The organism is Streptomyces sp. NPDC050549, assembly GCF_040655035.1.
Lineage (GTDB): Bacteria > Actinomycetota > Actinomycetes > Streptomycetales > Streptomycetaceae > Streptomyces.
Genome location: NZ_JBFAJD010000023.1, coordinates 120494 through 141339, shown reverse-complemented (window position 1 = coordinate 141339; position 20846 = coordinate 120494). Strand labels below are relative to the sequence as shown.

The following is a 20846-nucleotide window of genomic DNA, read 5'->3' as shown; positions in this document are numbered from 1 at the left end:
CCAGTTGTGGGTATCGGTCAGCCCACCGGCGCCGTCGCCCCGGCCTTGCTTTCCGCGCCGGCCGTGAGCGCGGTCAGGGTTGTGCCGACCACCACCGTCAGCGCCGACACCAGGCCCGCCGCGAGCACCGCCCAGGAGCCCAGGAAGGTGCAGCAGATCACCAGCAACGCCGAGGTCGGAAGCACCAGTTGCTGGGCGACGCCCACCTTGTAGTGACGGGCGTGCAGCGCCCACACGCTGAACAGATACAGCGCCGTCGGCACCGTCACCGCGGCGGACGCGCCCAGCGTGGAGATGTGCGCCTTGCCGATGGCCTCCGTGACCGCCACCTCCAGGCCGGCGCCGATCGTGGCCGCCGACGCGAAGATCAGATAGTGGCCGTACCCCCACAGGAACGCCTGCTGGCTGGACCGGAGATGGCCGTGGATCGGCACCACGAAGTAGATCCACCAGGCGGCGAACACGATCAGCAGCCCGCCCGCCGCGATGGGCAGCAACTCGCCCAGCGCGTCGTGCTCGTCCACCCCCGACTTCACAGCAACCGTGGCCGCCGCGATCGTCTCGCCCAGCACGATGATCGTGAACAGGCCGTACCGTTCCGAGATGTGGTGCGGATGCCACGGCGTAGGGAAGTCTTTCTCCGCGTAGCGAGGCACGCACAGCTCGGCGATCACCATCACGAGGAACACCCAGCCGCGGGCCGGTTCCGGCAGGACCACCAGGCCGGTCCAGCCGACCATGCAGAGCAGCACGCCACCCGCGTACCGCAATGCCATCGTCCGCTCCGGCCCGGCGGCCGACCGTGCCGCCCGCAGCCACTGCGTGGCCATCGCCAGCCGCATGATCACATAGCCGAGCCAGACGGCCAGGTAGTCGTGTTGTTCGAAGGCCCGTGAGACCCCGGCCGCGAGGACCAGGACGCCGGAGATCTGCACCAGGGTCACGACGCGGTAGAGCACGTCGTCGTTGTCGTACGCCGAGGCGAACCAGGAGAAGTTCATCCAGGCCCACCAGATCGCGAAGAACTGCATCGCGTAGCTGAGGACGCCCTGTCCCGCGTGGCCCTCGGCCACGGCGTGCGCCAGCTGGACGCCCGCCTGCGCGATGGCCACGACGAAACACAGGTCGAAGAAGAGCTCCAGCGGCGAGGCGACCCGGTACGGTTCGCCGCGGCCGCGGGCGGTGAGCGGGCGCAGGGGTCTCGGAATCTCGGACGTCATGCGGACAAGGACAGCAGATACCGGGAGGGATTTCAGAAGCAGCCGGGCCGATCGGGACCGACCGGTCGGCCCGCGGCGCCATCAGGCGCCCCTTCGGCCGTACCCTGGAGGTATGAGTACCGCCCCCGCCCCCGAGCCGCGCAATCCGGTCGAGCCGAAGCCCGCGCTGGTCTTCGACGACCCGTTGAGCCGGCCCTCCTCGGACGACACTGATCGCGGGTGGGGCGAGCGGGCCGAAGGCGAGGGCGGCGCCGCCGACCTCAAGCGTTTCCTCGACGAGAAGCCGCCCCACCACATCTGAGCCGTCGGCTTCAGCTGTCGGCACATCCGATCCGTCGGCTACGGCTCCCGGTGTCCGTCGCCGCGCTGGGCGACGAGCGCGTCGCGGATCTCCTTGAGGATCTCCAGCTCGGTGATCTCGATGACCTCGTGGGTGCCCTCCTTGGCCCTGCGCTGGGCCTCCACCCGGGCCAGGTACTTCGACATCGGCAGGACCATCAGGAAGTAGACCACCGCCGCGGTGATCACGAAGCTGAGGGCGGCGCCCAGGACGGAGCCCCACATCAGCTGGATGCCCTTCTCGCCCGAGCAACTGTCGCTCAGGCACGAGCTGTAGCTGTCGAGGTTCTGCGTGCCGATCGCGCCGACGAGCGGGTTGATGAGCCCCTTCACCACCGAGTTGACGATGTTCGTGAAGGCGGCGCCGATGACCACCGCGACTGCCAGATCGACGACGTTCCCGCGCATCAGGAAGGTCTTGAACCCCTGCCAGACGCCCGGTTCCTTCTTCTTCTCGCTCAACTCGGAGCCTCTTCTCGCATGCGCACGGTGTGGAACGAACAGCTCCGCAACCTACGTCAAGGCGTGGCCGTCGTGTCCAATTCGGTAGCTCGAACGAGGGACTTGACACGAATTCGCGCAGGCGCCGGAAGGCGCTGCTCACGATACGGAGAGCACGGCTCAACACATCGTCACCGCCAGCCGTGCCGTGGCACTCGCACCCGCCAGCCGCGCCGCCGTGGCACGCGGCACCGACAGCACCACCAACGCCCCGCTGCCGCCCGCCTCGTCGATCGGCTCGGGCACCTTCGTGACTCGCACCCCGCGCGCGACCACTTCGGCGTCACCGCCCGCCGCCGTGTCCTGTGCCGCGATCACATCGACCCGGTCGCCGGACCGCAGCAGCCGGACCGTGCCGGCGTCGGCGATCCGTACCGGAGCAGACACCCACTCGACCGCCCGGCGCTGACGTACCGGATCGGCCACCGGATGCCCGCGGGGCCGCTCGTCGTGCCGCGCCTCCGCCAGGTCACGCGGGCCCGCCGTGATGAGCGCGACCGCCGTCACCGCGAGCCCGGCGGCCGCGGCCCGCCTCCGGTGCCGTAGCAGTCGGCGCAGTTGGTACCACCCGCCGCGCACCTGCACCGGCGCGAAGTGCGGCACCTCGCAGGTGGCCGGAGCGTCGGTGCCCAACGGGCGTGGAAAGGAAGGGGAGATGGGAGGGGAGCCGGGAGGGGAGAGGGACATGTGGACCACCACCTGCGACGAGGGATCGGTTTGCGGGCCCACGATGCGGGAATTCGCCGCGGTCCGCCGGAGCCCGTGGGCTACCCGCAGGTTGTGGACAACTCCCTCACCCGAACGGGAAGTTCCGCACCTCCCGTACGCTCGGATCCTGCACGGCTACGGCAGCTCGAACCCCGGATCCATCCCGCCCAGCGCGTTCGCGCACAGGCAGTCCCGTGCCCCCTTCTCCGGCAGCGCGGCCACCGTGTCGAACAGCACGCCCCGCAGCCGGTCCACGTTGGCCGCGAACACCCGCAGCACCTCGTCGTGGGAGACGCCCTCGCCGGTCTCGGCGCCCGCGTCGAGGTCGGTGACCAGGGTCAACGAGGAGTAGCAGAGCTCCAGTTCGCGGGCGAGCGTCGCCTCCGGATGGCCGGTCATGCCGACCACGGACCAGCCCTGGGCCTGGTGCCAGAGGGATTCGGCGCGGGTCGAGAAGCGTGGCCCCTCGATCACCACGAGCGTGCCGCCGTCGACCGGTTCCCAGTCCCGCCCGCGCGCGGCCTTCAACGCTGCCGCCCGGCCGGTCGGGCAGTAGGGGTCGGCCAGGGACACGTGCACCACGTTCGGCACCGTGCCGCCGGGCAGCGGCAGTCCGTCGAAGTACGTCGCAGCCCGGGACTTCGTACGGTCCACCAACTGGTCCGGCATCAGCAGTGTGCCCGGCCCGTACTCGGGGCGCAGCCCGCCCACCGCGCACGGACCGAGAACCTGGCGCACTCCCACGGAGCGCAACGCCCAGAGGTTGGCCCGGTAGTTGATGCGGTGCGGCGGCAGATGGTGGCCGCGTCCGTGCCGGGGCAGGAACGCCACCCGCCGGCCGGCGATCTCGCCGAGGAAGAGGGAGTCACTGGGCGGTCCGTAGGGCGTGTCCACCTGGATCTCGGTCACGTCGTCCAGGAACGAGTAGAAGCCGGAGCCGCCGATTACGCCGATCTCTGCGTTCGCCATGAGCGGCACACTAGCCGCCGCCGAAAGGACGCAGAATCCGGCCCGGGAACGGGCGTGGAGACCGGCTCGGAAAGCACCGAAGACCCTGTCGTCGTACGACGACAGGGTCCCGCGGTCGAGAAGTCCTGCGCGGCCCGGGCGGTCTACGCGGCGGAGCTGCTGCTGCCGGTGGAGGAGCCCGAGCTCGACGACTTCGACTTGGAGTCCGAGGACGAGGAAGTGGTCGACGGGGTGGACGGCTTCGCGTCCGAGGACGTCGACGGCTTCGAGGTGGCCGGCGAGCTGCTCGACGAGGAGCCGCGGCTGTCGTTCCGGTAGAAGCCGGAGCCCTTGAAGACAATGCCGACCGCGGAGAACACCTTCTTCAGGCGGCCACCGCAATTGGGGCACTCGGTCAGCGCGTCGTCGGTGAACTTCTGGACCGCTTCAAGGCCCTCGCCGCACTCGGTGCACTGGTACTGGTAGGTCGGCACTGTGTCTTCCTCCTGGCACTCTCACTCAATGAGTGCTAACGAGCGTCCATAGTGACCTATTCCCGGGGATCAGTCCACTGCCACCGGCACGCGGTGACCGACGCCACGTGCCACGGTGCGGCTGCGGGGCCGGGTCGTGAGGCGGGACCGGAGCGCGATCAGGGCGCCCAGGGCGAGCACCGTACCGGCCATCGGCACCAGGAAACCGGCGCCGCCCCACAGGCGGTCCTCCAGCTGTCCGGCGACGGTGACGGCAGCGGCCTGGCCGAGGGCGACCGCGCCGGTCAGCCAGGTGAAGGCCTCGGTGCGGGCGCCGGCCGGGACGAGCCCCTCGACCAGGGTGTAGCCGGTGATCAGGGCGGGCGCGATGCACATGCCGACCAGAAGACCGAGGGCGGCCAGGAGCAGCACCGAGTGGGCGGTCCACAGGGCGGACGCGGTCAGCGCGAGGGCCGCGTAGCCGACCAGGAGGCGGCGCTGCGGGGCGACTTTCCAGGCGACGGCACCGCACACGAGTCCGGAGAGCATGTTGCCGGCGGCGAAGGTGCCGTAGAGGACGCCGTTCAGGCCGGGTTCGCCGATCGACTCGGTGAAGGCGGCCAGGGAGACCTGCATGCCGCCGAAGACGGAACCGATGCCCAGGAAGGTCATGATCAGCACACGCACTCCGGGGACGCGCAGTGCGGAAACGTGCTCCACGCGCGCGTGCCCGTCGGCGGTCGCCGTGGGCTGGGTGCCCTTCTGGGCGGCGAAGATCAGGCCGCCGGCCAGCGTGAGCCCGGCCTCCGTGACCAGTCCGGCCGCCGGGTTCACGGTGGTGCACAGGGCGGTCGCGAGCAACGGGCCGAAGACGAAGGTCAGTTCGTCGGTGACGGACTCGAAGGCCGCGGCGGTCGTCATGAGGGGCGAGTCCTGGAGCTTCACGCCCCAGCGGGCGCGCACCATGGGCCCGATCTGCGGCACCGAGGCGCCGGTCGGCACGGCGGCCACGAACAGTGCCCACAGGGGTGCGTGGCCGAGCGCGAGCGCGGTGAACGTCAGGCCCGACAGGGAGTGCATCAGGACGCCGGGGATCAGTACGGCCCGCTGCCCGTGGCGGTCGGCCAGGCGTCCGCTGTAGGGCGCGAACAGGGCCATGGAGACGCCGGTGACGGCCGCGGCGGCGCCCGCAGCGCCGTAGGAGCCGGTGGTGTGCTGCACGAGCAGCACGATGGAGATGGTGAGCATCGCGAACGGCTGGCGGGCCGCGAAGCCGGGAACCAGGAACGTCCAGGCGCCGCGCGTGCGCAGCAGCTGTCCGTATCCAGGACGGGATCCCGTCCTGGAGGTGACCGTGGATGCCACGGCCCGTGCCTTTCTGCCACCTGGTAGCGCGGCACCTCTTTGTCGAGGCGGCGCCGAGCACTGTCCTCTTGCGCGGAACTGCGGTAGATACCGGTGCCCACTGCGGAGGAGGGATTCGGCCGCCATACGGTCGCGCCAGCACTGCGTCAGGCAGATTTGGTTCGATCAGAATGTGCCTTCATCATACAGGGAGCAAAGCCCGGGGGCCTGTGAAAACGGGCACCACGCGCGCGTTCACCTGCGATCGGTGAAGGTGTGAACCGTGCGAAACATGCCCCTAATGGCCGGACGCGGCATTGTCCGTGCCCAGCCACCCGGCCAGCTTCCCGCCGCGGCCCACCGCCCGCAGCCGCCGCTCGGCCGCGTCCCGGACCGGATCCGTCGCCACGACCAGGAGTTCGTCGCCGCGCCTCAGGACCGTCGAGGGCAACGGAACAAACGATTTTCCGTCGCGTACGACCAGGGTGACCGCGGCTCCGGCCGGCAGCCTGAGCTCGTTGACCTCGACGCCGTGCATCTTGGACTCCGCGGGGATCGCGACGGACAGCAGATGCCCGCGCAGCCGCTCCAGGGGCGCCGATTCGATGCCGAGGTCGGCGGCCTCGGGCCCCCCGCCCAGCTTCAGCGTGCGCGCCAGCCAGGGCAGCGTCGGCCCCTGGACCAGGGTGTAGACGACGACCAGGACGAAGACGATGTTGAAGACACGGCGGCTGCCGGTGACGCCGTTCACCATGGGGATGGTCGCCAGGATGATGGGCACGGCGCCGCGCAGCCCGGCCCAGGACATCAGCGTCTGCTCCTGCCAGGGCACCCGGAACGGCGTGAGGCTGAGCACCACGCTCAGCGGCCGGGCGACCATCGTCAGCACTAGGCCGATGATCAGCGCCGGCCAGACGTCATCCCCGAGTTCGTGCGGGGTGACCAGCAGGCCGAGGAGGACGAACATGCCGATCTGGGCGATCCAGCCGAGCCCGTCGGCGAAGCCGCGCGTCGCGGGCCAGTGGGGCAGCTTGGCGTTGCCGAGCACCATCGCGGCGAGATAGACCGCGAGGAAGCCGCTGCCGTGTGCCAGGGCGCCCGCGGCGTACGCGGTGACCGCGATCGCCAGCACGGCGATCGGGTAGAGGCCGGAGGCGGGCAGCGCCACGTGCCGCAGCCCCCAGGAGCCGAGCCAGCCCACCGCGAGACCGATGGCCGCGCCGATGGCCAGCTCCAGGGCTATCTCGCCCACCAGCGCGTACCAGTGCTCGACCGGGCCCGCCGTGGAGAAGGCGACGACCAGAATGACCACCGGGGCGTCGTTGAAGCCGGACTCGGCCTCCAACGTGCCCGTCACGCGCGCGGGGAGGGGGATTCTGCGCAGCACGGAGAAGACCGCCGCCGCGTCCGTCGAGGACACCACCGCCCCGATGATGAACGCCTGCCGCCACTCCAGTCCGACCAGGTAGTGCGCGCCCGCGGCCGTGACCCCGACGCTCACCGCCACCCCTGCCAGCGCCAGCGTGGCGGCCGACGACAGGACCGGCCTGACCTCTGTCCACTTCGTGCCGAGGCCGCCCTCGGCCAGGATCACGACCAGGGCCGCGTATCCGATGACCTGGGTCAGCTCGGTGTTGTCGAAGTGGATGTCGCCGATGCCGTCCTGGCCCATGGCGATGCCGATCCCCAGGTAGACGAGCAGGCTGGGGAGCCCGCTGCGCGAGGAGATCCGGACCGCCGCTACGGCGACGAGCAGGACGAGCGAGCAGACGAGCAGGAGCTGGTCGAGGTGGTGGACAGTCAGAAGGCTTCCCTTCCTCGGCTGACGCGCGTCCGGGGCGGCAGCACATGTACAGGGGACGCGAGGCTGCGGCGCCACGCATCCAAGTACTTCGTTACCTTACCTAACTCTTGACGCTTTCTTGACACTTCCCGAGGCAAGATCGAACGCCCGTCCGCGCCGGTACCCGACTCCGCGTCAAGTCGCACGGAAGCCTGCGCCTATGGTTGCTCCAGCGCTCAGTCAAAAGCACAGCCCGCCCTGCCGCTCGCGTTAGGACAGCAAGGACAGCGATGCCCCCCAACACCACCGCCTCATCGGGTCATAAGCCCGGCAAGTCCGGCAGGAAAAAGGGGCGCAAAGCCCGTCTATTGGTTCTCGTCCTGGTAATGGCCATCATCGGGGGCATCGCCTACGGCGCCTACTGGTCCGTCAGCACGGTCCGGGCCTCCCTGCCGCAGACCACGGGTTCGATCACCCTCGACGGCCTGTCGGGGCCCGTCGATGTGAAGCGCGACAGCTACGGCATCCCGCAGATCTACGCGTCCTCCGACGCGGACCTGTTCATGGCGCAGGGCTACGTCCAGGCGCAGGACCGGTTCTACGAGATGGACGTACGCCGCCACATGACGTCCGGGCGGCTGTCCGAGATGTTCGGCAAGAGCCAGGTCAAGGACGACGAGTTCCTGCGCACCCTGGGCTGGGACCGGGTCGCCAAGAAGGAGTACGACACCACGCTGTCGGCCTCCACGAAGAAGTACCTCCAGGCCTACGCCAAGGGGGTCAACGCCTATCTCCAGGGCAAGGACGGGAAAGAGATCTCCCTGGAGTACGCGGCCCTTGGTTTCACCAACGACTACAAGCCCGAGAAGTGGACCCCGGTCGACTCCGTCTCGTGGCTCAAGGCGATGGCCTGGGACCTGCGCGGCAACATGCAGGACGAGATCGACCGAGCGCTGATGACCACCCGCCTCGGCCCCCAGCAGATCGCGGACCTGTACCCGGATTATCCGTACAGCCGCAACAAGCCGATCGTCACCGTGGGCGAGTACGACGAGTACACCAAGACGTTCAACGGCGGTGACGGCTCCTCCAGCACGTCCACGAGCGGCACGACGGGTTCCACGTCGTCCTCGTCCGGTTCGGCCCTCACGAGCCAGCTCGCAGGCCTCTCGAACGTCCTGGACGACCTCCCGACGGCCGTCGGCGTGAACGGCCAGGGCATCGGCTCCAACTCGTGGGTCGTAGGCGGCGAGCACACCATCACCGGCAAGCCCCTGCTGGCCAACGACCCGCACCTGGAGGCATCGCTGCCGTCCGTCTGGTACCAGATGGGCCTGCACTGCCGCACGGTCTCCAGCAAGTGCCAGTACGACGTCACCGGGTACACCTTCGCGGGCATGCCCGGCGTCGTCATCGGCCACAACCAGGACATCGCCTGGGGCATGACCAACTCCGGGGTCGACACCACCGACCTCTACCTGGAGAAGCTCTCCGGAGACGGCTACCTGTACGACGGCACGACGAAGCCCTTCACCAGCCGCACGGAGACCATCAAGGTCGCCGGCGGCGCCTCCAAGAAGATCGTCGTCCGGGAGACCAACAACGGTCCCCTGCTGTCCGACCGCAACGACGAACTCGTGCAGGTCGGCAAGAAGGCCACCGTCGACACCGCGGCCCCGGACAGAGGCGACGGCTACGCCATCTCTCTGCGCTGGACCGCCGAGGACCCGGGCACCACCATGGACGCCGTCTTCGCCATCGACAAGGCGTCCGACTGGAGCGAGTTCCGCGCGGCGTCCACGAAGTTCGACGTGCCCTCGCAGAACCTCGTCTACGCCGACACCAAGAACAACATCGGCTACACGCTGCCCGGAAAGATCCCCGTGCGCGGGAAGGGCGACGGCTCGCTGCCGGTGCCCGGCTGGGACTCCAAGTACGACTGGACCGGCTACATTCCGCAGGCTGCGCTGCCGTACGAGTACAACCCGAAGCGCGGCTACATCGTCACCGCGAACCAGGCGGTGATCGACAAGGACAAGTACCCGTACACGCTCACCACGGACTGGGGCTATGGCACCCGCAGCCAGCGCATCACCGATCTGATCGAGTCGAAGATCGGCGGTGGAGGCAAGATCTCCACCGACGACATGCGGCAGATGCAGCTCGACGACAGCAGCGAGATCGCCAAGCTGCTGGTGCCCAAGCTGCTGAAGATCGACGAGCCGGACCCGGACGTGCGCCAGGCGCAGAAGCTCCTGGAGGGCTGGGACTACACCCAGGACGCCGACTCGGCGGCCGCCGCCTACTTCAACTCGGTCTGGCGCAACATCCTCAAGCTCGCCTTCGGCAACAAACTGCCGAAGGAACTGCGGGTCAAGGGCCAGTGCATCTTCGTCTCGCCGGTCGACACGACCGGTCCCGCCGACGAGACCAACCAGAAGGTGCGCGAGTGCGGCGAGCGCGACGCGGACCAGGCGCAGCCGGACGGCGGCGACCGCTGGTTCGAGGTCGTCCGCAAGCTGATGGACGACCCCACGAGCGACTGGTGGACGACTCCCAAGTCGGGCACCCGGCCGGGCGCGAGCAACATGAACCAGCTATTCAAGCGCGCCATGATCGACGCCCGCTGGGAGCTGACCGCCAAGCTCGGCAAGGACATCGACACCTGGAGCTGGGGCCGGCTGCACCGCCTGTTCCTGAAGAACCAGACCCTGGGCACCGAGGGCCCCGCCATCGTCCAGTACGTCCTCAACCGTGGCCCCTGGAAGCTCAGCGGCGGCGAGGCCACGGTCGACGCCACCGGCTGGAACGCGGCCGGCGGCTACGGAGTGGTCTGGGTGCCGTCGATGCGCATGGTGGTCAACCTGGACAACTTCGACAAGTCCAAGTGGATCAACCTCACCGGGGCCTCCGGGCACGCCTTCAGCGCGCACTACACCGACCAGACGGGCAAGTGGGTCAACGGCGAACTGCTGCCGTGGTCCTTCTCGTCCAAGGCGGTCGACGACAGCACGAGCGACACCCTGGTGCTGAAACCGTGAGCAGATGACATCCGAAACGGCCCTCCACGCGCGCGTGGAGGGCCGTTTCAGTTCCCGGGGAACCGGTGCACGCCGCTCGGTGTCACCGCCGCCCGCACCGGCCGGTCGTGCGCCTCCGCGGGGACGCGCGCGACGACTTCGGAGTCGTAGAGCAGCACCACCAGCGCGGGATGCGCGCCCGCCCGCTCCAGCCGCGCCAGCACCCGGTCGTACGACCCCCCGCCGCGCCCCAGCCGCATCCCGCGCCCGTCGACCGCCAGACCGGGCAGCAGGACGACGTCGGCGGCCGTCACGGCGTCCCGGCCGAGCCGTTGCCCGGACGGCTCGAACAGGGTCATCCTTCCGCCGTGTTGGACCCGGGCGAGCGAGCCCTCGCCGTCGTAGGCGCCCCAGTCCAGGTCGTTGTCCGGGAGGAGCACGGGGAGCAGGACGTCGACGTCCCGCGCGCGGAGTGCGTCCAGCAGGGCGAGCGTTCCCGGTTCGCCCCCCACGGAGACGTACGCCGCCACCGTGCGCGCGTGCGCCAGCTCGGGCAGCTCCAGCGCGCGGCCGGCGAGTGCCGCGGCGGCTTCCCGCACGTCATCGGCCGTCAACCTGTTCCTCACCGCGAGGAACTCTTGTCGCAACATTCGCTTGTCAGGCTCGGCTTCATGTTCTGGGTGACGCACAGGTCCCACCCGTATCCTTTCCAATGTGATCATATGAGAGCGTATTAACCGGAGCCACAGATTCAGCACAAAGGCACCGGATAAGGTTCGGGCATGACTCAGTCGCACCCCAGGATCAGCAAGGCTGTCATTCCCGCAGCCGGTCTCGGCACCAGGTTCCTGCCGGCCACGAAAGCAACTCCCAAGGAGATGCTGCCGGTCGTGGACAAGCCCGCGATCCAGTACGTGGTCGAAGAGGCCGCGTCGGCGGGGCTCGACGACGTTCTCATGATCACCGGACGCAACAAGCGCCCTCTCGAGGACCACTTCGACCGCAACTACGAACTCGAATCGGCCCTCCAGAAGAAGGGCGACGCGAGCCGGCTGGCCAAAGTCCAGGAGTCGAGCGACCTCGCGACCATGCACTACGTCCGCCAGGGCGACCCCAAGGGCCTCGGTCACGCGGTCCTGTGCGCGGCCCCGCACGTCGGCCACGAGCCCTTCGCCGTCCTCCTCGGGGACGACCTGATCGACCCCCGGGACCCCCTCCTCGCGCGCATGGTCGAGGTCCAGGAGCTGCACGGCGGCAGCGTCGTCGCCCTCATGGAGGTCGCGCCCGAGCAGATCCACCTCTACGGCTGCGCGGCCGTGGAGGCCACCGCGGACGGCGACGTCGTCAAGGTCACCGGCCTGGTCGAGAAGCCGGAGGCGGCCGACGCCCCGTCGAACTACGCGATCATCGGCCGCTACGTCCTCGACCCCCACATCTTCGGCATACTGCGCAAGACGGAGCCCGGCCGCGGCGGGGAGATCCAACTCACCGACGCCCTACAGCAGTTGGCCACCGACGAGAAGGTCGGCGGCCCCGTGCACGGCGTCGTCTTCAAGGGCCGCCGCTATGACACCGGCGACCGGGGCGACTATCTGCGTGCCATTGTCAGACTCGCGTGCGAACGTGAAGACCTGGGCCCGGACTTCCGCGCCTGGCTTCGCAGTTACGTAGCCGAGGAGATGTAGCAACGTTGAGCACCGCCGCGACCCGCACCACAGGACCCGACCACCTCTGGACGGTGGACGAGCACCTGGAGGACATCCTCGCGACCGTCCGCCCCCTGGAACCCATCGAGCTGCAACTGCTCGACGCCCAGGGCTGCGTCCTGGTCGAGGACATCACGGTGCCGGTCTCGCTCCCGCCCTTCGACAACAGCTCGATGGACGGCTACGCGGTGCGGGTCACGGACGTGGCGGGCGCCGGCGAGGAGTTCCCGGCCGTCCTCGCGGTCGTCGGCGACGTCGCGGCGGGCCAGGCCGAACCCCTCCATGTGGGCCCCGGCCAGGCCGCCCGCATCATGACCGGCGCCCCGCTGCCGCCCGGCGCGGAGGCCGTCGTCCCCGTGGAGTGGACCGACGGAGGCCTCGGCGAAGGACCGGTCACCGGCATGCGCGCCCGCAGCCGGGCCCCCGAGGCGGCCGGCGGACACGTGCAGGTGTACCGCTCGGCCGAGGCACGCGCGCACGTACGCGCGAAGGGCAGCGACGTGAAGGCCGGTGACCGTGCCCTCGACGCCGGCACGATCCTCGGCCCGCCGCAGATCGCCCTGCTCGCCGCCATCGGCCGCGGCACGGTCCGCGTACGGCCACGCCCGCGCGTGGTCGTCATGTCCACCGGCAGCGAACTCGTCCAGCCCGACGAGCAGTTGGGCCCCGGCCAGATCTACGACTCCAACAGCTTCGCCCTCACCGCCGCCGCCCGCGACGCGGGCGCCATCGCCTACCGGGTCGGCGCCGTGGCCGACGACGCCGACACGCTCCGTTCCACCATCGAGGACCAGCTCGTCCGCGCCGACCTCCTGGTCACCACCGGCGGCGTGAGCGTCGGGGCGTACGACGTCGTCAAGGAAGCCCTGTCGTCCGTGGGGGACGAGGACGAGGAGGGAGCCGGGATCGACTTCCGCAGGCTCGCCATGCAGCCCGGCAAACCCCAGGGCTTCGGCTCCATCGGCCCCGACCACATCCCGCTGCTCGCCCTCCCCGGCAACCCGGTGTCGTCGTACGTCTCCTTCGAGCTGTTCGCCCGCCCCGCGATCCGCACCCTGATGGGCCTTGACGACGTCCACCGCCCGAGAACCCGCGCCACCCTGACCACCGACAAGGCGCTGACCTCGCCCAAGGGCCGCCGGCAGTTCCTCCGCGGGATGTACGCCGACGGCGAAGTGACGCCCGTCGGGGGCGCCGGATCGCACCTGGTCGCGGCACTCGCGCTGGCTGACGCGCTGATCGTCGTCCCCGAGGACGTCGAGTCCGTCGAGCCCGGCACCGAGGTCGAGGTGGTCCTGCTCGGCTGAGCACTCCTGGTTGGCGGTACCGTGTCGCGCACAACACGCCCGGACCGGGAGCGCCACACAGCATGACTGAGCCTTTCCGGGGGGACACCCCCGGACCCCTTGAGCAAGACCGCCTCACGCACATCGACGACGCGGGCGCCGCCCGGATGGTCGACGTGTCCGGCAAGGACGTGACCGCGCGTACCGCCACCGCCAGCGGACGCGTCCTCGTCTCGCCCCGCGTGGTCGAACTCCTGCGCGGCGAGGGGGTCCCCAAGGGCGACGCCCTGGCCACCGCGCGCATCGCGGGGATCATGGGCGCCAAACGCACTCCCGATCTGATCCCGCTCTGTCACCCGTTGTCGGTGTCGGGTGTGAAACTGGATCTGTCGGTCGCGGACGACTCGGTACGGATCCGGGCCACCGTGAAGACGACGGACCGCACGGGCGTCGAGATGGAGGCCCTCACCGCGGTCTCCGTTGCCGCGCTCACCGTGATCGACATGGTCAAGGCGGTCGACAAGGGAGCGGTCATCACGGACGTACGCGTGGAGGAGAAGACGGGCGGCAAGTCGGGGGACTGGAGCCGGACATGAGCCCCGACGATCCGGCCGGCGGCGTGCCGCCCGCGCCGTACCGGGCACTGGTGGTCACCGCCTCGAACCGGGCCGCCTCCGGGGTCTATGAGGACAGGGGCGGCCCCTTGATCGCCGCCGGCCTCAAGGGCTTCGGCTTCGCGGTCGAGGGACCGCAGGTGGTGCCCGACGGCCGCCCGGTCGAGGCAGCCCTGCGCGCCGCCGTGGACGCCGGTTACGACGCGGTCGTCACCACCGGCGGCACCGGAGTCTCGCCCACCGACCGCACCCCCGAGGCCACCCGCGCGGTCATCGACTACGAGGTGCCGGGCATCGCCGAGGCCATCCGGGCGTTCGGCCGGGAGAAGGTGCCCACCGCGGCGCTCTCCCGGGGCCTGGCCGGGGTCGCCGGGCGCACACTGATCGTCAACCTGCCGGGTTCCACCGGCGGGGTGAAGGACGGCCTCGCCGTACTGGAACTCCTGCTGGCGCACGCCGTCGACCAGATCCGAGGCGGCGATCACCCCAGACCCGCCGACACCAGTGGGGGTGCGAGCTGAACAGCCCATCCTGGCCCGCCGTACTGGCGGACGGCGACATCGTCCTGAGGCCGATAAAACTCCGCGACCAGCGGGACTGGCGTGAGGTCAACCGGCGCAACCGGGACTGGCTGCGCCCCTGGGAGGCGACCATCCCGCCGCCCACGCCCAGCGGGCCGATCGCGCACCGGCCCACCTACCGCCAGATGGTCAGACACCTGCGCTCCGAGGCGAACGCGGGCCGGATGCTGCCGTTCGTCATCGAGTACCAGGGGCGCCTGGTCGGGCAGTTGACGGTCGCCGGGATCACCTGGGGCTCGATGTGCTCGGGCCACATCGGCTACTGGGTGGACGAGTCGGTGGCCGGACGCGGAGTGATGCCGACGTCCGTGGCACTCGTCGTCGACCACTGTTTCCGGGCCGTGGGACTGCACCGCATCGAGGTCTGCATTCGCCCCGAGAACGGCCCCAGCCGCCGGGTCGTCGAGAAACTCGGATTCCGGGAGGAGGGGCTTCGGCCCCGATATCTCCACATCGACGGCGCCTGGCGCGACCACCTCGTCTTCGCGCTCACCGCGGAAGAGGTCCCCGAAGGGTTGCTGGCCCGCTGGCAGCGGGCACGCTCCCAGAGCGCACCGCACGACAATCCCGCGTAACGGGGAGCCTGTTGGGCCCGGAAGCCCAGAACCCCGGAAATGGAATAAGTGTTCGAAATTGATCGACGGATGACCGTCTTGGGGCAATGAATTCGCCAACTCGGCGGCCTGCTGATCGCATCGGTCACAAAAAAAGCTCGAAATATCAGCCAGATCGTGCGACACACCGGCTCAATTGGCAGATGGCCTCACGCAAACCCCTCTACCGTGTGAGGCGTGAGCAGCAGCGGCCTCATCTACGCAGTCATTGTCGGGGCCTGGGCCGCCTACTTGGTGCCGATGTGGCTCCGTAGGCAGGACGAGCTGAACGAGGCCCGTCCGACGGAACGCTTCAGCACCGCCATCCGGCTGCTGTCCGGACGGGCGGGAATGGAGCGCCGGTACGCCAAGGACCTGCGGGCGCGCTCCACCGAGGAGGGGGAGCCCAGCGCCGTCGTGCCGGACGCCGTCACCGACTCGGTGGACGTCCGGGCCTTCGCCATGCCCCCGGCCCGTCCCCAGGTGCATGCACAGGTCCGCCGACCGGGCCCGGACCGGCCGGAAGCGGCGCGGGAACCGGAGCGCGAGCACGCGCGCGAATCGGCGCACGAGCCCGTCCGTGAGCCGGTTCGCGAACCGGCGCGCGAACAAACGGCCAAACCGGCGGCCCAACAGACCCCCGCCCAGACGCCCAAGTCCGCGCCCAAGTCGAAGCCCGCGCCCGTGCGCAGACGCGTCCCGATCGCCCGACGCACTCCCGCCGAGGAGGCCGCCGCAGCGCGCGCCCGGCGCGTGAAGGTGCTCGCACGGCGCAGGCGTACCACCGTGATGCTGTTCCTCGCCTTCACGCTCGGCGCGGTCGTCGCGGCCGTCGGTGGACTCACCCTCCTGTGGGCGCCCGGCGTGCCGGCGATCCTGCTCAGCGGATACATCGCCTACCTGCGCTCCCAGGAACGCCGCCGCTTCGCCTACCAGATGGACCGCCGCCAGGCCGAGGTCGCCGCGCAGCGGCTGCGTGAGCGCCAGCCGCGCCGGCGCGCGTCCGTGGACGCCGGGATCGACGACGCCGAGGAGGGACCCGAACCGGAGACGGACCCCGGGATGTCCGCCCTCGCCGCCGACCGCCGCGCCCTCGTCGAACAGACCGACCACGCCGAGTGGGTCGACCAGCAACGTGAACGGCAGCGCCGGCCGGGCCAGGGCGACAGCTGGGACCCGGTACCCGTACCGCTGCCGACGTACGTCACCGCACCGGTCGCCCCGCGCGCCACCTCCGACGTGGACCTCGGGGCGCCCGACGCGTGGAGCTCCGCGCGCTCCAGCTCGGTGGCGCCGGAGCAGGAAGCGCAGCCGGCGGCCCGGGACGAGGAAGAGGCGGAGGACTTGTCGGACGACGACAAAGCGACGGCGGAGGGCCGCACCGACGCCCGCCGCGCCGCCTCCGCCCGCCGCGCCCGTGAGCGCGGGCGCACCCCGCTGTTCGACCAGTACGAGGACGGCGAGCGGCCCCGCGCGGCCAACGAGTGACCAGGCAAGGAACGGATTTCCAAGCACCCTGAGGGGGATGCTAGAGTTTCACTCGTTGCAAGGGCCTGTGGCGCAGTCTGGTAGCGCACCTCGTTCGCATCGAGGGGGTCTGGGGTTCAAATCCCCACAGGTCCACACACAGCAACGAGATCCCGTCCGATCGGAAGATCGGGCGGGATCTTTGTCGTTTCCGGAGCTGTTCGAGCCTGTCCGGGGGAGTTGGCGGGCGGGCCGGAGCGTCGCGTCGGAGGCCGGTGGGGGATGCTGCGCCGGGGGAATGGCTTCACCAAGGGAGTGGTGCGGGCATGCCGGAGGGGTTGGCCCAGTGGGGGCAAGAGCTGTTCCTGAGGCGCGAACGGGAGCGGCGTCGAGGCCCGGCGCCGGAGGGCCGCGCGGGACAGGGCATCGTACGAAGGGGGTTCGAGCCGTGCCTGCTGGCACTGCTCCGGTTGTCGGTGGGCGGGGACGCCGGGACCGGACTCACCAGGGGGTGGTTCCCGGGGGCGCTCGCCCGTACCGGCCATCTCGTCCGCGCGGCTGAGCCGGCCTACACGATCGGCGACGAACTCCGGCAGGGCGAGGAGCTGTTGACGCTGGTGAAGGCCGCAGCCGGTGCGGGAGACCTGTGCGGTGCCCAGGCGCTGGCCGAGTCGATCCCCCTGCGGCAGCTGCGGGACGAAGCGCTGGTCGCCCTCGTATCGGCGTGGGCCGCTGCGGGTGAACGTGACCGGGCCGCAGCGCTGGCAGAAACGATTCGCTACCCGCACAACTGGGCCAGGGCCTGGGCCGTACTGGCGAAAGCGGTGGCGGACGACGGCGACACCCATGCGACGCTCGGGTTTGCCGCTCGCGCCGACGACGAGGTCGACGCGTTCGTCTTCGACGGGACGGGGCACGTGCTCGTTCTTCTCATGGAGGTGGCCGCCGCCACCGGCGATCATGCCCGGGCCGCCGCGTTCGCCGACCGCGTGGAGGACTTCACCCGATCCCAGTCCCACGACCGGTCACCATGGTCCCGGACCGGGCCCCTGGTGGCGGTACTGGCCCGTGAGGTCCTGGGAGGAGACCTGGCCCGGGTCGACGCCCTGCTGCGTCCCCCACCCAGACCTCCCGTCGGTGCCGGGGGCGGAGTGTGCGGGTGGGCGCTCACCGGAGCCACCGACCAGGACATGCCGCTGGACGGAGACGTTGACGGGAGCGACGCCCGCCCGCTCCCGCCCCGGTCCTTCCTCGGCGCCCGGGACCTGGCAGGTGTGCTGGACGCCGTCGCGGAAACCGCCGGCCTGGACGTGGCCCTCGCCCTGGCCGACCGGGCCGAGGCCCTGCTCGACACCGGAGACGGTCCCGATCACGACATCCTGCTGAGGGCCCTGACACTCCTGCTGGCGCGGCGCGGGCAGGTCCAGCGTGCCATGGTCCTCGCCGACGGGATCGAGCCCGAACTGCGCGCCGGGCGGCAGGCGGAGATCGTGGGCGAACTCGCCCGCTACGGCGACACGGACGCGGCCGAGGCCCTCGCCCATGGGATCACCGACAGCCGGGCACAGGCCAGGGCCCTGATCGAAGTCGTCCGGGAACTGGCCCGGCACGGTGATCCGGGCCGGGCCGAGGCGCTCGCCCGTGTGATCACCGACCGCTGGGCGCGAGACGAGGCGCTGGTGGCCGTCGTCCAGGAGTGGGCCCGGCACGGCGACCCGGAACAGGCCGAGGCACTGGCCCACTCGATCGCCCACCGTGCGACACGGGCCCGCGCACTGACCGCCCTCGCGGAGGTGGCCGAGCCGTCCCGCGCGCGCAGGCTTGCCGCACAGGCCGTGGTTCTCGACGGCTGGGACGCGGTCCTGCCGGTGCTCGAGCCGATCGTGCCCCGTTCAGTGGCAGTTGTCGTCGATCAGATGACGAACCGTGAAGGGGTGTGACGTCCTGCCGAACCACACGCCACCTCGTCCGCCCGGCCACGGCATCCCAACCGACGTACGCACCGGCCGGCTTGCCGGAAGCGGCAGTCGCCAGACCCTCGCCCCCTACCGCCGGCGCTGATTGCGAGCCCCACTCGATGATTCCCAAACTGCCCTTGCACAGCCCTCGTTGGCGTGAGCTCGACGGTGTGACCGCCGAGGAGGTGGAGGTACTCCTGCAGCAGATGGCCTCCAGCGCTGTCTTCGACACGGCCTCCAGCGCTGCCTCCACCTCCGCCTCCCCCTCTGTCACCGGGACCGGCGATGCGTGGCGGCAGACCTGGACCGACCTGGCCGGAGGTCTGCTGGACGACGGGACCGTATCCGACGGGGCCTATGCGGCCCTGCCGTATCTCGTCGAGGCGGCAGCGGCCCTGCCGCCGGGACAGACCGCGGATTTCTGGGTGGACCTGGGATGCATCGTGACCGCGGAGGACCGGCCCCCCGTCCCGGCCGATCTGGAAGCGGGGTTCGGCGCCGCGCTCCGGCTGGCCGAGGAGTCGGCCCTGCGGAGCCTCCTCGCCGTCGGTGCCCCGGCCGAGGTCTGCGTCTTCCTCGCGCTGTCCTGCGTCGCCTTCGCCGGCCACCACATCGCCACGGCGTTGTGGTCTCTTGCGCCGCAGGAAGGGCACCTCGGGGTGGTGTGTCCCGGGTGCGGCGGCGATACCGAGATCCCCGAGTTCTTCGTGGACTCGGAGCGTCCGCCTCTTGAAGCACCGGGGCTGTCCGATCCGGTCCTCGCCCGACCGGGGGAACACCCCTGGGGCGAGGTCGCCGCGGTATTGCGGGAGGACGCCCTGGGAGAGGGATGGGAGCCCTTTCTGCGGGTGGCACGTGACGTCGCGGCGGCCGGGGTACCCGCCGAGACGCCGGGACCCGCCGTCCTGTCCCTGGTCGCCGGCATGGTCGCGGCCACGGGCACCCCGCAGGGGGCCGGGGCGGAACGGGCCCGTCAACTGATGCTGCTCACCGGACAGTTCCGGTGCTGGAACTGCGAGCGGACCTGGACGATCGCCGACGGCCTGGCGGAGAACCCGGACGGCGCGCAGCCGCAGAACCAGCAGAGCGGGGAGCCGACGGCTGCCGGCGGACCGGCTTCCACGGTGACGTCGGCGGCGGCCGACCGTACCGGCGAGGTGCCGGCCCGGCTCCGGCAGGACGGGAGTGCCCTGCTCGCGGCCGAGGGCAGACCGTGGGGCCGGCTGGTGGTGTTCTCTGATCCCGCGTTCTCGGATGCCGCGTTCTCCGATACCGAGTTCACTGATTCCCCGCCCCCTGCCGTCGCCGGCGTCGACTCACTTGCGGTCGTGGCCGGCCCCGGTCGGCCGACGCTCGTCGCCGGTGCCGGCAAACAGGGTGGGGTCTGCCTCTGGAATCCGGCGGACGGCCGGCCCGTCCACGACCCGCTGGCGGCCCGTCCGGACCGCGTCCGGTCGATGACGGCCCTGCCCCTGTCCGACGGCCGTGTCCTTCTGGCGACCGGAGGCGGGACAGGGGCGATCACCCTGTGGGATCCGGCCACCGGCCGGCAGTTCCGTGAACTCGCCGCCGGAGGCGACCGGCGCGGCGAGGTGATCGGGATGTGCGTCGCGACCGTCCCCGACGGCCGGACCCTGCTCGTCACCGCCACCTCCCGGGGCGCGGTCCGCCTGTGGGACCCGGCCACCGGAGAATCCGTCGGGAGCCTCAACCCCTATGGCAGTCCGATCCGTTCGATCGCCGCCGTCCCGATCTCCGACGGCCATACGCTGATCGCCGCCGCGGACACCGGGGGCCGCGTGCACGTGTGGGATCCGGCCGTCCACGACCCCTGGGAACGAGGCGCGGCCGTGCAGTTGGGCAAACACGCCCTCAGCGATGCCGACCACCGGGCGGTGACGGTGGCGGCCGTGACGGCACAGGGCCGTACCGTGCTGGCCAGCGGGGACGACCAGGGTGTGGTCATCCTGTGGGACCTCGTGACCGGTGATCCGGTCGGCGACGCCCTGCCGTCCTCGACGGGTACCGCCGGCCTGCCGCTCATTGCCGCCACCACACTGGACGGCGGACGCTCGGTCCTGGTCACCGGCAGCAGACTCCTGAGCGCCCTGCGGGTGTGGGAACCGGAGACCGGAACAGTGCGGCACATCACCCTGGAGGTGGCGCTCACCTCGCTGGCCGCCGCGGGTTCGGACCTGATCGTCGGACACGGCCGCGGAGTTCTCGCACTGCCGCTCACCGGGAGCCGGCCGTAGTCCCGTCCCACCCCGTGAGGTACGGCCCCGTGGCGGACGCCGGGACCCCG

The 20846-nt window shown here is 70.6% G+C and carries 18 protein-coding genes and 1 tRNA gene; 11 read left to right on the top strand and 8 right to left on the bottom strand.

The genetic code is table 11. The features are described 5' to 3' along the window. Positions 1-17: 17 nt before the first annotated feature. Entirely contained in the window at positions 18-1220 is a 1203-nt protein-coding gene (locus tag AB0I51_RS29830) for a low temperature requirement protein A (RefSeq protein ID WP_362980356.1), read from the bottom strand. Positions 1221-1332: 112 nt separating this feature from the next. Between AB0I51_RS29830 and AB0I51_RS29825 the strand changes: the two genes are divergently transcribed. Next, positions 1333-1521, top strand: a complete 189-nt coding sequence (locus tag AB0I51_RS29825; protein ID WP_362980354.1) for a hypothetical protein — start codon at positions 1333-1335, stop codon at positions 1519-1521. A 38-nt stretch (positions 1522-1559) separates the two neighbouring features. On the opposite strand, the gene mscL is transcribed toward AB0I51_RS29825, so the two are convergent. The 6 genes from mscL to AB0I51_RS29795 form a co-directional block, all read right to left on the bottom strand. Continuing rightward, a complete protein-coding gene (mscL, locus tag AB0I51_RS29820) occupies positions 1560-2021 on the bottom strand; it encodes a large conductance mechanosensitive channel protein MscL (protein WP_362980352.1) in 462 nt (153 codons plus the stop codon). Positions 2022-2180: 159 nt separating this feature from the next. Next, the gene (locus tag AB0I51_RS29815; RefSeq protein ID WP_362980350.1) at positions 2181-2747 is read right to left on the bottom strand and encodes a hypothetical protein; all 567 of its coding nucleotides are present in this window, start codon (positions 2745-2747) and stop codon (positions 2181-2183) included. Between the two features lie 156 nt (positions 2748-2903). After that, positions 2904-3737 carry an S-methyl-5'-thioadenosine phosphorylase gene (locus tag AB0I51_RS29810; protein WP_362980348.1) on the bottom strand — a complete coding sequence of 278 codons (834 nt, stop codon included), beginning with the start codon at positions 3735-3737 and terminating at the stop codon, positions 2904-2906. Between the two features lie 143 nt (positions 3738-3880). Further along, positions 3881-4210, bottom strand: a complete 330-nt coding sequence (locus tag AB0I51_RS29805; protein WP_362980346.1) for an FmdB family zinc ribbon protein — start codon at positions 4208-4210, stop codon at positions 3881-3883. A 69-nt stretch (positions 4211-4279) separates the two neighbouring features. After that, entirely contained in the window at positions 4280-5554 is a 1275-nt protein-coding gene (locus AB0I51_RS29800) for an MFS transporter (protein WP_362980344.1), read from the bottom strand. 277 nt (positions 5555-5831) lie between these two features. Then, positions 5832-7412 carry a potassium/proton antiporter gene (locus tag AB0I51_RS29795; RefSeq protein ID WP_362980342.1) on the bottom strand — a complete coding sequence of 527 codons (1581 nt, stop codon included), beginning with the start codon at positions 7410-7412 and terminating at the stop codon, positions 5832-5834. Between the two features lie 194 nt (positions 7413-7606). Here AB0I51_RS29795 and AB0I51_RS29790 point away from each other — a divergent pair, with 194 nt between their 5' ends. Then, positions 7607-10357, top strand: a complete 2751-nt coding sequence (locus AB0I51_RS29790) for a penicillin acylase family protein (protein WP_362980340.1) — start codon at positions 7607-7609, stop codon at positions 10355-10357. Positions 10358-10404: 47 nt separating this feature from the next. Here the strand turns inward: AB0I51_RS29790 and AB0I51_RS29785 are convergent, their stop codons facing one another. After that, positions 10405-10986 (bottom strand): 5-formyltetrahydrofolate cyclo-ligase, encoded by a 582-nt coding sequence (locus tag AB0I51_RS29785; RefSeq protein ID WP_362980338.1) that lies wholly within the window; start codon positions 10984-10986, stop codon positions 10405-10407. A gap of 132 nt (positions 10987-11118) precedes the next feature. On the opposite strand from AB0I51_RS29785, the gene galU reads away from it, so the two are divergent. The 9 genes from galU (at position 11119) to AB0I51_RS29740 (ending at position 20796) form a co-directional block, all read left to right on the top strand. Then, entirely contained in the window at positions 11119-12021 is a 903-nt protein-coding gene (gene galU / locus AB0I51_RS29780) for a UTP--glucose-1-phosphate uridylyltransferase GalU (protein ID WP_362980336.1), read from the top strand. A 5-nt stretch (positions 12022-12026) separates the two neighbouring features. Beyond that, positions 12027-13349 carry a gephyrin-like molybdotransferase Glp gene (glp, locus tag AB0I51_RS29775; protein WP_362980334.1) on the top strand — a complete coding sequence of 441 codons (1323 nt, stop codon included), beginning with the start codon at positions 12027-12029 and terminating at the stop codon, positions 13347-13349. 62 nt (positions 13350-13411) lie between these two features. Then, positions 13412-13924: a cyclic pyranopterin monophosphate synthase MoaC gene (moaC, locus tag AB0I51_RS29770; RefSeq protein WP_362980332.1), complete on the top strand. Its 513-nt coding sequence runs from the start codon at positions 13412-13414 to the stop codon at positions 13922-13924. After that, positions 13921-14463, top strand: a complete 543-nt coding sequence (locus AB0I51_RS29765; protein WP_362980330.1) for a MogA/MoaB family molybdenum cofactor biosynthesis protein — start codon at positions 13921-13923, stop codon at positions 14461-14463. The genes moaC and AB0I51_RS29765 overlap by 4 nt, the downstream gene beginning before the upstream one ends. Further along, a complete protein-coding gene (locus AB0I51_RS29760) occupies positions 14460-15098 on the top strand; it encodes a GNAT family protein (RefSeq protein ID WP_362980386.1) in 639 nt (212 codons plus the stop codon). Before AB0I51_RS29765 ends, AB0I51_RS29760 begins: the two co-directional genes overlap by 4 nt. A 216-nt stretch (positions 15099-15314) precedes the next feature. Continuing rightward, positions 15315-16604: a gephyrin-like molybdotransferase receptor GlpR gene (gene glpR, locus AB0I51_RS29755; RefSeq protein ID WP_362980328.1), complete on the top strand. Its 1290-nt coding sequence runs from the start codon at positions 15315-15317 to the stop codon at positions 16602-16604. Between the two features lie 61 nt (positions 16605-16665). After that, a tRNA-Ala gene (locus AB0I51_RS29750) sits at positions 16666-16739 on the top strand. Between the two features lie 170 nt (positions 16740-16909). Continuing rightward, complete coding sequence (locus AB0I51_RS29745) at positions 16910-18523, top strand: hypothetical protein (protein ID WP_362980326.1); 1614 nt, start codon at positions 16910-16912, stop codon at positions 18521-18523. Between the two features lie 188 nt (positions 18524-18711). Beyond that, entirely contained in the window at positions 18712-20796 is a 2085-nt protein-coding gene (locus AB0I51_RS29740) for a hypothetical protein (RefSeq protein WP_362980324.1), read from the top strand. Positions 20797-20846: the final 50 nt, after the last annotated feature.